This window comes from Flavobacterium sp. I3-2, assembly GCF_013389595.1.
Lineage (GTDB): Bacteria > Bacteroidota > Bacteroidia > Flavobacteriales > Flavobacteriaceae > Flavobacterium.
Genome location: NZ_CP058306.1, coordinates 1,809,583 through 1,821,263 on the forward strand (window position 1 = coordinate 1,809,583; position 11,681 = coordinate 1,821,263).

The 11,681-nt window shown below is 31.9% G+C and carries 13 protein-coding genes; 3 read left to right on the plus strand and 10 right to left on the minus strand.

Going from position 1 to position 11,681, the window contains the following annotated elements:
- Nucleotides 1-8: 8 nt before the first annotated feature.
- The 9 genes from cysD to HW119_RS08495 all read right to left on the minus strand — a co-directional run bounded on the left by cysD (nt 9) and on the right by HW119_RS08495 (nt 6,143).
- Complete coding sequence (cysD, locus tag HW119_RS08455) at nt 9-920, minus strand: sulfate adenylyltransferase subunit CysD (protein ID WP_177763290.1); 912 nt, start codon at nt 918-920, stop codon at nt 9-11.
- Nucleotides 921-922: 2 nt separating this feature from the next.
- Nucleotides 923-1,633 carry a phosphoadenylyl-sulfate reductase gene (locus HW119_RS08460; protein ID WP_177763293.1) on the minus strand — a complete coding sequence of 237 codons (711 nt, stop codon included), beginning with the start codon at nt 1,631-1,633 and terminating at the stop codon, nt 923-925.
- Between the two features lie 80 nt (nt 1,634-1,713).
- Nucleotides 1,714-2,127, minus strand: a complete 414-nt coding sequence (locus HW119_RS08465) for an RrF2 family transcriptional regulator (protein ID WP_177763296.1) — start codon at nt 2,125-2,127, stop codon at nt 1,714-1,716.
- Nucleotides 2,128-2,205: 78 nt separating this feature from the next.
- On the minus strand, nt 2,206-2,853 hold the full coding sequence (locus tag HW119_RS08470; RefSeq protein WP_177763299.1) for a YiiX/YebB-like N1pC/P60 family cysteine hydrolase: 648 nt from the start codon (nt 2,851-2,853) through the stop codon (nt 2,206-2,208).
- Between the two features lie 5 nt (nt 2,854-2,858).
- Nucleotides 2,859-3,416 carry a hypothetical protein gene (locus HW119_RS08475; protein ID WP_177763302.1) on the minus strand — a complete coding sequence of 186 codons (558 nt, stop codon included), beginning with the start codon at nt 3,414-3,416 and terminating at the stop codon, nt 2,859-2,861.
- A gap of 16 nt (nt 3,417-3,432) precedes the next feature.
- Nucleotides 3,433-4,152, minus strand: coding sequence for a tRNA pseudouridine(55) synthase TruB (gene truB, locus HW119_RS08480; RefSeq protein WP_177763305.1), 720 nt, complete (start codon nt 4,150-4,152; stop codon nt 3,433-3,435).
- Nucleotides 4,153-4,154: 2 nt separating this feature from the next.
- Nucleotides 4,155-4,973 carry an undecaprenyl-diphosphate phosphatase gene (locus HW119_RS08485; protein ID WP_177763308.1) on the minus strand — a complete coding sequence of 273 codons (819 nt, stop codon included), beginning with the start codon at nt 4,971-4,973 and terminating at the stop codon, nt 4,155-4,157.
- 49 nt (nt 4,974-5,022) lie between these two features.
- Complete coding sequence (locus HW119_RS08490) at nt 5,023-5,262, minus strand: DUF3098 domain-containing protein (RefSeq protein WP_177763311.1); 240 nt, start codon at nt 5,260-5,262, stop codon at nt 5,023-5,025.
- Between the two features lie 5 nt (nt 5,263-5,267).
- A complete protein-coding gene (locus tag HW119_RS08495; protein WP_177763314.1) occupies nt 5,268-6,143 on the minus strand; it encodes a cell division protein FtsX in 876 nt (291 codons plus the stop codon).
- A gap of 181 nt (nt 6,144-6,324) precedes the next feature.
- Between HW119_RS08495 and leuS the strand changes: the two genes are divergently transcribed.
- A complete protein-coding gene (gene leuS / locus HW119_RS08500; RefSeq protein ID WP_177763317.1) occupies nt 6,325-9,156 on the plus strand; it encodes a leucine--tRNA ligase in 2,832 nt (943 codons plus the stop codon).
- Between the two features lie 55 nt (nt 9,157-9,211).
- On the plus strand, nt 9,212-9,736 hold the full coding sequence (locus HW119_RS08505) for a hypothetical protein (RefSeq protein ID WP_177763321.1): 525 nt from the start codon (nt 9,212-9,214) through the stop codon (nt 9,734-9,736).
- A gap of 32 nt (nt 9,737-9,768) precedes the next feature.
- Here HW119_RS08505 and HW119_RS08510 read toward each other — a convergent pair whose 3' ends face one another.
- Entirely contained in the window at nt 9,769-10,158 is a 390-nt protein-coding gene (locus HW119_RS08510; RefSeq protein ID WP_177763325.1) for an SPOR domain-containing protein, read from the minus strand.
- A gap of 218 nt (nt 10,159-10,376) precedes the next feature.
- On the opposite strand from HW119_RS08510, the gene HW119_RS08515 reads away from it, so the two are divergent.
- Nucleotides 10,377-11,651 carry a c-type cytochrome gene (locus tag HW119_RS08515; RefSeq protein ID WP_177763328.1) on the plus strand — a complete coding sequence of 425 codons (1,275 nt, stop codon included), beginning with the start codon at nt 10,377-10,379 and terminating at the stop codon, nt 11,649-11,651.
- Nucleotides 11,652-11,681: the final 30 nt, after the last annotated feature.

The window sequence follows — 11,681 nt, forward strand, 5'->3', positions numbered from 1 at the left end:
CGTAATAATTAAAAATAGCCTAGTTTTTTTCGGTCTTCCATTGCTGCTTCAGAAATACGGTCGTCAATTCTTGTTTCGCCACGTTCGCTTGTTTTCGATGCTGAAATTTCATTGATAATATCATCAATCGAATGTGCTTCTGAAGCTACTGCGGCCGTGCAAGTCATATCTCCAACGGTACGATAACGCACGTTTTCGAAAGTGATTTTGTCATCAGCTTCTATTTTTACGAATTCGTTTGTTGCTAGAATTTGATTTTGAACATGAATAACTTCACGATTGTGAGTGAAATAAATGGATGGAAGTTCGATGTTTTCTCGTTTGATGTAATTCCAAATGTCTAATTCGGTCCAATTGCTAATTGGAAAAGCACGAACATTTTCGCCTTTGTTTATTTTTCCGTTATATAAATTCCAAAGTTCAGGGCGTTGTAATTTGGGGTCCCATTGACCAAAATCGTCACGAACAGAAAATATACGTTCTTTAGATCTCGCTTTTTCTTCATCTCGTCTTGCGCCACCAATACAACAATCAAGTTCAAATTCTTCAATAGTTTCTAAAAGCGTATAAGTTTGCAGGGCATTTCTACTCGCAAATTTTCCGTTTGATTCTTTTAAACCTTGTCTTTTTATGGTGTCTTCAACTTTTCTTACGATAAGTTTTTCTCCGATTTGTTTTGCTAAAGCATCTCTAAAAGCTATCACTTCCGGGAAATTATGTCCCGTATCGATATGAATTAATGGAAAAGGAAATTTACCAGGTTTAAATGCTTTTAACGCTAAATGAACTAATGTTATGCTATCTTTTCCTCCGCTAAAAAGTAACGCAGGACGTTCAAATTGTCCTGCAACTTCGCGAAAAATATGTATCGATTCTGATTCGAGTTGGTCTAAGTAATCTAATTTATATTTTGTGTTCATTTTTATTTATGTATATGTAATCCACATTCTTTTTTTGATGCATCTTCCCACCACCAGCGTCCGGCTCTAAAATCTTCACCTTCTTTGATTGCTCGTGTACATGGAGCACAACCAATACTTATAAAACCTTTTTTATGTAGTTTGTTATACGGTATTTGATTTTTTGTGATTTCGTCGATAACGTCAGAAGTTTTCCAATGTAATAGCGGATTGAATTTGATGATTTGGTTGGTTTCGTCCCATTCAAAAATGGTCATGTCTTTACGATTTGGTGAATGTTCGGCACGTAAACCTGTAATCCAAATTTCTTTATTTTTAATTGCTTCTTTTAAAGGAAAAACTTTTCTAATGTCGCAACATTGTTTTCTATTTTCTACAGATTGGTAGAATGAATTTGGTCCTTTCTCGGTTAAAAAGTCACTTAAAAGAGTTGGAGTAGGTGTATACGTTTTGATTTGAATTTTATATTTTAAAACGGTTTCGTTCCACGTTTCATACGTTTCTTCAAACAATCGACCGGTATCTAAAGTGAAAAATTCGATAGGATATTGGCGAAGAAAAAAAGTTAGTAATTGGTCTTCATAGCTAAAGCTTGTAGAGAAAATAATACCTTCAAAGTTTTTTAAAATATATGCTATTTGATTTTCAAAGCTTTGATTCTCAATATTGACTTTTATTATTTCTTCGAATTTATTTTTTAAATCGCTGTTCATTAGGATGTTTATTTATGCAAATATATAAATTCTATAAGTTACACCAAAGTAGTAGAGTTTTAAAAATAAAAAAATAGCAATTAACTATTTATAAAAGATTGCAAAGTTGCTTCCATCATACTTGCACGAGTTTTATCACGAATTTCGATTAATTGTTTGCGTAAATAACAAGTAGTTTCGTCTTTACAATCGTCACATTTTTCATAATAATTGATAGAAACACAAGGAGTAAGCGAAATAGGTCCGTCAAAAATTCGGTACAAATCAGCTAAAGAAACTTCGTTTGGATTTTTTAATAAATAATATCCGCCGCCAATTCCTTGTTTGCTATTTACTAATTTCCATCGTTTTAATTCTAATAAAATTTGTTCTAAAAATTTTTTAGGAATGTTCTCTTTTTCTGCAATCACAGCCGTAGTTAAATTACCTTGTTCGTAATTTCTTGCTAAACAGACCATAGCTTTTAAAGCATATTTGCATTTTTTTGAAAGCATAATTTTTATAGAAAAATTTTAGTGTTTTGTAAATATAATGTTTTTATTTTTTGATTTGAATGTAGTTCAAAGGTAGATTTACAGTTTGTAAACTTGTAAAATTATTTTATCATCTAAACTCATTCCACCTGGATTACAACCAGGTTTTCCTTCTGGAATTTCGATGTTTTGTTTCTTGAAATGTTCTACCCAAATCGGAAAAAAATTATCCGAATTAGGTTCTTTATACGTCATCGGAAATAATTTAAAAAATGGTTTGTCATTGTTTGCAAATAAAAACGCATCGTAAATCAATTCTGAACAATAATATTTTTCGTTGTTGTAAATAAAATCATTGTCGTACGGCACACCTAATTGTTTTTCAGAAAATGCAATTGCATCCGGAATTAAATATTGATATTCATTTTTAAGTTTTCCTAAATAAATAGGTTCTTTGGTGTAAGAAACAAACGTTTTTAATGGTGTTTTTACAACTGCTTTTCCAATGGCTTCGTAAACAAAATATTCGTTGTTTTCAGCAATTACCATTCCCATATGATTAAAATCATTGCTTTCAAAACCTTCAGTCACTGCATTTATGGCATCGCACATCGGACCGCAATTGATGTTGATGAAAAGTAAATCACCGTTTTCTAATTTTTGATTTTGCGCGCAGATTACCTGAATAAAAAACAAACTGAAAATTAAATGTATTGTTTTGCTCCAATTTAGGTCTTGTAGTTTCATATTCATTATTTTTTGTCTTTAAAAAGTATTCCACCAAATCCGATTCCTATCGTGCTATAGTTTGTGTTTTTTATTTGAAAATCGTGATTAGTCGCAAAGATGAAAATTTTTGTATCTCCATCAAATTCAATGCCTAATTGATAATTTGAAAAATTACCATTTTTATTTCCTCTTCCAATTGCAGTATTCCAACCAAATGCAAACTTCCCAAATATTCTACTTTCAGTTCCAATTTTCGGTGCCAAAGTCAAACTTCCTGCAAAAGGAAAACTATATGTACTATCGTAAATATTTGCATAAACCCCTGTTAAAGCACCTAATCTTAGCCAATTATTATATGAAATTCCATATTCGTATTGTCCACCTAAACCAGCTAAAACGAATTTCGACGGTTCATTCATTTTTCCAAGATTTGAATCGTAATATGAGTTTTTGTTTGAATTTGGATTAAAAAGTAGTAGATAATCAATTGCTTGGTATGTATTAATGCTTTTTTCTTTTTCTTGAGAAAATGTGTTAAGACATGCCAGAAGAAACATCAGTTGAATGTGAAATTTTTTCATAACGTAAAAAAGAAGCTTATTCAGCTTCTTTAAAATTTGGATTGTATATTTTTTCGAACGCTAAAGGTTCGATGGCATTTTCTACTGAGAAATCTCCGATTTTGGTTCTTCTCAAAGCAGTTAAATGTGCTCCAGAATTTAATGCTTTTCCAAAATCAAAAGCTAATGAACGAATGTATGTTCCTTTACTGCAAACCACTCTAAAATCGATTTCAGGTAATGCAATTCGTGTGATTTCAAATTCTGTGATTTCTATTTTTCTAGAAGCGATTTCAACTTCTTCACCAGCTCGAGCATGTTCATATAAACGTTTTCCGTCTTTTTTTAATGCAGAAAAAATAGGAGGGAATTGGTCTATCTCGCCAATGAATTGCTTAGTAATTTCAATAATTAGTTCGCTTGTTATATGTTCTGCCGGAAACGTTTCGTTGATTTCTGTTTCTAAATCATACGATGGTGTTGTGGCACCAACGGTAATAGTTCCTGTATATTCTTTGATTTGGCCTTGAAGTTCAGAGATTCGCTTGGTGAATTTTCCTGTGCAAATAATCAATAAACCAGAAGCCAATGGATCTAAAGTTCCTGCGTGACCAATTTTAAATTTTTTTGGCAATCCCAAGTTTTTAATCAAAGCATATTTTACTTTGTTAACCGCTTGAAACGAACTCCAAGTTAAAGGTTTGTCGATTAATAAAACTTGTCCTTCTTGAAATTCTTCAGGAGATAATTTTGTCATTTTTATTTATAAAAGTTGAAGTAAACTAAAAGTAAAATTCCGATTACAATGCGGTACCAACCCCAAAATTTGAATCCGTATTTAGTTAATACATTGATGAATGTTTTTACTGCAATTAAAGCAACTACAAAGGCAACTACGTTTCCGATGATAAAAGTTATAATGGTTTCATTTGAAGCTAAAATCATTTCGTAACCTTTTTGTTCTAATTCGGTTCCTTTGCCCCAAGTTTTTACAAAAACAGAATACACAGTTACAGCTAACATGGTCGGAACAGCTAAGAAAAATGAAAATTCTGCCGCAGCTTTTCTACTTAAACCTTGAGTCATACCACCGATGATTGAAGCAGCAGAACGCGATGTTCCAGGCATCATAGCCAAACATTGCCAAAATCCGATGATGATTGCTTTTTTGAAAGTGATTTCTTTTTCGTCAGTGATTTTTGGATTTTTAAACCATTTATCAACGAATAAAAGCACAACTCCACCCAAAACTAATACGGTAGAAATTGCAATTTGGTTTCCTAAAACAGCTTCAATTTTATCGTCTAATAGATAACCTAAACCCAAAGCTGGAATAACTGCAAATCCTAATTTTAAATAGAAATTGAAGTTCAAAAAATCAAAGAATTTTCTCCAATATAATACTACGATTGATAAAATAGCTCCGAATTGAATCGATACTTGAAACATTTTTAAATATTCTGTTTCTTCCATTCCCATCAATGCTGCGGTAAAGCCCATGTGAGCTGTTGATGAGATAGGTAAATACTCGGTTAAGCCTTCAATAATGGCAATAATAATTGCTTGGAAAATGTCCATTGATAAGTTGTTTTTTAAGTTTGATTTTTGGTTTGTTTATTTTGACATGTTATTTTTTCGGCTTCTTAAAAATCGAATAAATACAAACTCCAAATCCAATAAAGATTACAGTTGGAGCTAATCGTATTCTTCTGAAACTGAATACATCTTCGTTAAAAACATTTGGGTCGTCGCTACCACCTCCAGACATTAAAATAAATCCTAATGCAATAACTGCTAATCCTATAATTAAGACGATGTAATTTTCTTTGTGGAATAAAAATTTATCGTTGTTTTCTGTATTTTCCATATATTTTAGTATAAATCGTCTGATTTTAAATTTAAGAATCGTTGTGTTGCAAAGAAAGTACTAATATAGGTAATTATAATTCCTACTATAAAAATTCCTCCACAAACGATGAATAAAGATTGTGTATCTTCTAAAATTAATAAGGTTGGGAATTTAGAATCGACATAATATGCGATGCCTAAAACACCAAGAATTGCTAATATAGAACCAATCATTCCAAGTTTTACACTTGTCCAAATAAATGGTTTTCTAATGAATGATTTTGTAGCACCAACCATTTGCATCGTTTTGATAATGAATCGTTTTGCATAAACGGATAATCTCAATGAACTGTTGATTAATAAGAATGATATAAATGCAAAAACACCACTTACAACCAAAACCCAAAAAGTAATTTTGGTAATATTTTCATTTACTAATTCAACCAATTGTTGGTCATAAACTACATCTTCAATTAATTCATTTTCTTTAAAAACGATTTCAATACTTTTAATACTATCTTTTATAACATATTCACCTTTAAAATGAATGTCGTATGAATTTTGAAGCGGATTGAATCCTAAAAAGTGAACAAAATCTTCTCCAATAACTTCTTGTTGGTCAATTGCAGCCGAATCTTTATGAACAAATTTAAAATCTTTAATGTATGGTGCCGATTTTAAAGCTTCTTCGAATTTAGCAAAATCTTCTGGTGTTGCTTTGTCTTTGAAATAAAGCGACATAGGAATGTTTTCTCTGAAATTATTCGATATTTTTTCAGAATTTATCAAAAATAATCCCAGTGAACCAAGTAAAAATAATACTAAAAAGATACTTAAGATAACCGAAAAGTAAGATGATATTAATCTTCTCTTTTGATATCTCTCGAACGAACTTGCCATAACTAATTTTTTAAAGGGTAAAAATACTAAAGAAAATTATTTTTCACCTATTATAATGTGTAAAGATTTACATTTCTTATAAATATAGTTTATTTTTGTGATTAATTTTGATGATGAAATCTTGTTTTTCGAATTCAAAACATTGAATTTAAGTTAATTAAGGTAAATTGTACGCTTAAAAATGAAATATAATCCGAACGAAATCGAGGCCAAATGGCAAAAATATTGGAACGAAAACCAAACGTTTAAAGCAAAAAACGATTCTGATAAACCTAAATATTATATTCTTGATATGTTTCCTTATCCGTCAGGAGCAGGGTTACACGTAGGGCATCCACTTGGTTATATAGCTTCGGATATTTATGCACGTTTTAAACGTCATCAAGGTTTTAATGTTTTACATCCGCAAGGTTACGATTCATTTGGTTTACCTGCCGAACAATATGCGATTCAAACAGGTCAACATCCTGCGATTACTACCGAAACAAATATCAATAGATATAGAGAGCAATTAGATAAAATTGGTTTCTCATTTGATTGGAGTAGAGAAGTGCGTACTTCAACTCCTGAATATTACAAACACACCCAATGGATTTTTATTCAATTGTTCAATTCTTGGTATAATAAGGTTACTGATAAAGCTGAAAGTATTTGCACGTTAATCGATATTTTTTCGAAAGAAGGAAATGTAAATGTGCAAGCTGTTTGTGACGATAATATTGCAGTTTTCACAGCAGACCAATGGAATGCTTTTTCTGGAGATGAACAAGAAAAAATCTTATTACAATATAGATTAACCTATTTAGCAGAAACAGAAGTAAACTGGTGTCCGGCTTTAGGTACTGTTTTGGCTAATGACGAAATTATAAACGGAGTTTCTGAACGTGGCGGTCATCCAGTGATTCGTAAAAAAATGACACAATGGTCGATGCGTATTTCTGCTTATGCAGAACGTTTACTTCAAGGTTTAGATGCGATCGATTGGTCAGAATCTATTAAAGAGTCGCAACGTAACTGGATTGGAAAATCTGTAGGTGCATCTGTAACTTTTAAATTAAAAGAAGCAGAAGAAACGATTGAAGTTTTTACTACACGTCCTGATACAATTTTCGGAGTAACCTTTATGACTTTAGCACCAGAACACGATTTGGTTTCTAAAATTACAACTCCAGAACAAAAAGAAGCTGTTGATGATTATGTGTTAGCAACTGCAAAAAGAAGTGAACGCGAACGTATGGCTGATGTTAAAACAATTTCTGGTGTTTTCACAGGTGCTTATGCAGAACATCCGTTTACAAAAGAACCAATTCCGGTTTGGATTGGTGATTACGTTTTAGCTGGTTACGGAACTGGTGCTGTTATGGCTGTTCCATGTGGCGATGAGCGTGATTATGCTTTTGCAAATTTCTTTAAAGGAAAAGAAGGAATGCCAGAGATTAAAAATATATTTAATCAAGATATTTCTGAAGCTGCTTACGGAGAAAAATCTGGTTTTGAATTAGTGAATTCTGATTTCTTAAACGGATTAGATTATAAAGAAGGAACTAAAAAAGTTATCGAGCAACTTGAAGCGATCGCAGCTGGAAAAGCAAAAGTAAATTACCGTTTACGTGATGCTGTTTTCTCTCGCCAACGTTATTGGGGAGAACCGTTCCCTGTTTATTATGTGAACGGATTACCAAAAATGATTGACGCAAAACATTTACCAATTGCTTTACCTGAAGTTGAAAAATACTTACCAACAGAAGATGGACAACCACCTTTAGGTAATGCTTCGGTTTGGGCTTGGGATACTGTTAATAATAAGGTTGTGGATAACGCTTTAATAAATAACGAAACTATTTTTCCGTTAGAATTGAATACAATGCCAGGTTGGGCTGGTTCTTCTTGGTATTGGTTACGTTATATGGATGCTGATAACGAGGCGGACTTTGCTTCTCAAGAAGCGTTGAATTATTGGGAAAGTGTTGACTTATATATAGGAGGAAGCGAGCACGCAACAGGTCACTTATTGTATGCACGTTTTTGGAATAAGTTCTTAAAAGACCGTGGATATATTAAAGCTGAAGAGCCTTTCAAAAAATTAATCAACCAAGGAATGATTTTGGGAACTTCTGCTTTTGTTTATCGTATTGATGGAACGAATACTTTTGTTTCTAAAGGAAAAATTGGAGAATATAAAGTGCAACCAATTCATGCCGATGTTTCTTTAGTGAATAATTCTTCTGAATTAGATGTTGATGGATTTAAAGCTTGGCGTCCTGATTTTGCAAATGCTGAATTTATTTTAGAAGATTCAGGTAAATACATTGTAGGACATGAAGTAGAAAAAATGTCTAAATCTAAATTCAATGTAGTTAATCCTGACGAGATTAGTGAAGAATACGGAGCAGATACCTTACGTTTGTACGAAATGTTCTTAGGCCCGTTAGAGCAAGCTAAACCTTGGAATACTGCTGGAATTACTGGAGTTTCTGGTTTCTTGAAAAAACTTTGGAGATTGTATGCAGATGATAATGGTGTAATTGTAACAGACGAAGAGCCTACAAAAGACATGTATAAATCGTTACATAAAACCATCAAAAAAGTAACTGAAGATATTGAGAATTTCTCTTTCAATACATCGGTTTCTCAATTTATGATTTGTGTAAATGAATTGTCGCAACAAAAATGTCATCATGAAGCAATTTTAGAGCCATTGGCAATTTTGGTTTCGCCTTATGCGCCACATATTGCCGAAGAGCTTTGGACTTTGCTAGGTAACGAAGGCTCGATTTCAGATGTTGCTTTCCCAAAATTTGAGGCTTCTTATTTGGTAGAAAGTTCAAAAGAATATCCGGTTTCATTTAATGGTAAGATGCGTTTTAAAATTGAATTGCCTTTAGATTTAACAGCAGAGCAAATTCAAGAAATCATCATGAATGATGAAAGAACCATTGCGCAGTTAGATGGTAAAGAGCCTAAAAAGATTATTATCGTTCCAGGAAAGATTATTAACATCGCTGGATTTTAAATACAAAAACGTCTTCAAATTCTGAAGGCGTTTTTTTTGTACATTTAAAATAAAAATGGAAAAGAATTTTGAACATGTAAAAGGAACATTTGAATATTTGTTGACCGTTCCCAATTTGGTTTATTATTTTATCGCGTTTATGACGATTCTTATGATTATGGTTGTTTTGGAAATGAATCGAATCGAACGATTTTTTCGAAATAAGTCGGCGCAAATTTATGATGTACATGTAAATGAGATGGATAATTTTCCTGGCTTTAAAGGTTGGTACAATAAATGGAATGCACGCATTGCTTATGCCTTTTTTGCATCTATTTTTGGTTCGGCTTTTTTGGCTTTCAGAGGAAGATATTTTGATCGTGGTTTGTCCTTATCTTTTTTTGTAATTTCATTTGTTGGCATGTTGTCGATGTTTTGCTTATTGACTTTTGTTTTTTATTTGCAACAAAATTATGCACCACGATTTGTAAATAAATTTTCTGCTTTTTTGTATTTGGTTTTTCTGATTTTACTTTTAGTTGGATTGTTGTATTTTACATACTATTCAGATTTCGGTCAATCTATAATTTATTATAACTAAAAAGCACTTTCTGGAAATGAAAGTGCTTTTTGTTATTTTGTTAAACGAACGATAAATGCTTCAGGATAGTTTTTTTGTAATTTTTTTAAATTTCGTTCGGCATCAATTTTATTTCTGTAATTTCCAACGATTAATTTATATTTAGGTTCTGCATAAATTATTGTGGCAACAATGTCAGGAAAATTGTTTTTAAACTCATGAAATTTATTTTCAGTTTCTGTTTTGTCACTGTGGAAAAGTTGAATTGAAAAATTTTTATAAATTGAAAAAGAATTGTTAACAGAGTTTTTTTCTTTAACAAGTTTTTCAAAGTTATTATCTTGAATTAGTTGAAATTGACTGCTTTGAGCATTTGAGTTATTAACATTAAGAAATGTTAAAATTATAATAAAATATGGTAATTGATTTCTTAAATTCTTCATAATGAATACGATTTGGTACAAAATTACAATTTCTTTAAAAATAATGAACAATTTCTGTTATTTAGAACAGTTATAAATTACAATTTATAGTAAATGAGGTTTTTGTTAGTGCGTGTTATGTTGTATTTTTGTCGGAGTTTATAAATAAAAGGTGTAAAAGAGTCTGTTGTTTTAATAGGAATTTTAAACCAAAATTAGTTGATAATCATTTTTTAACTATGAAAAAAGTGGGTAACCATAATTCGTTTTCAAGGATTTTTTTCTTGTGTTTAGCATTTATGCTAACTTTTTCTACGTTGTCTTTTGCGCAAGATGCTGCAAAGGGTAAAGAATTATTTAATTCAAATTGTGCGGCTTGTCACAAGTTGGATGCGGCTTCAACAGGACCTGCTTTGCGTGGTGTTGCTGAAAGACATTCGACTGAATGGCTTCATAAATGGATTAAAGATAGTTCAGGATTAATTAAATCAGGTGACGCTGCTGCTGTCAAGGTTTTCAATGAGTGGAAGAATGTTCCTATGAACTCATTCCCAAATTTATCTGATGAAGATATCGATAATATTATTGCGTATACTTCAACGGTTAAAGAAGCTCCGAAAGCTGGAGGTCCTGGAGATAATACAGGTCAAGCTGCTTCGGCTGATGCTGGTGTTTCTAATATGGTAATATTAATTGCATTGGCTGTAGTTTTAGCAATGCTTGTAATTATGCTTTTATTAGTTAAGAAGGTATTAGCAAAAGTTGTTGAGAAAAATGGTTTAACGGTTCAAGAACAAAAAAGTTTGCCAATTTGGAAAGCTTTTGTTAAAAATCAATTTGCAGTAATTGTTTCTGTAATTATGTTGATTTTAGTTGGTTCTTATTTTGCATTCGGATTTATGATGCAAATTGGAGTTGATAAAGGTTACGAGCCAATTCAACCAATTCACTTCTCTCACAAAATTCACGTTGGAGAAAACGGAATCGATTGTAAATATTGTCACTCTTCAGCTCGTACAAGTAAAACATCTGGAATTCCATCATTGAATGTTTGTATGAACTGTCACAAAAATATTAATGAATTTACAGGTCATCCAGATTCAACTTATGTTGAGTACAGTAGAGAATACTACACTGCAGAAATTCAGAAGATTTATGATGCAGTAGGATGGGATCCAATTGCTCAAGAATATACAGGAGAAGAGAAACCAGTTAAATGGGTTCGTATTCATAACTTACCTGATTTCGTATATTTCAATCACTCTCAACACGTTTCTGTTGCAGGTTTAGAATGTCAAACATGTCACGGACCAGTTGAAGAAATGGAAGTGATGAGACAACATTCTCCATTAACAATGGGATGGTGTATTAACTGTCACCGTGAGACGGATGTTAAAATTAAAGACAACGCTTACTATGCGAAAATTCACGAAGAATTATCTAAAAAGTACGGTGTAGAGAAATTGACAGCTGCTCAAATGGGTGGAACAGAATGTGGTAAATGTCACTATTAAAAATAATTTAAGAAGCTAATATATATAACA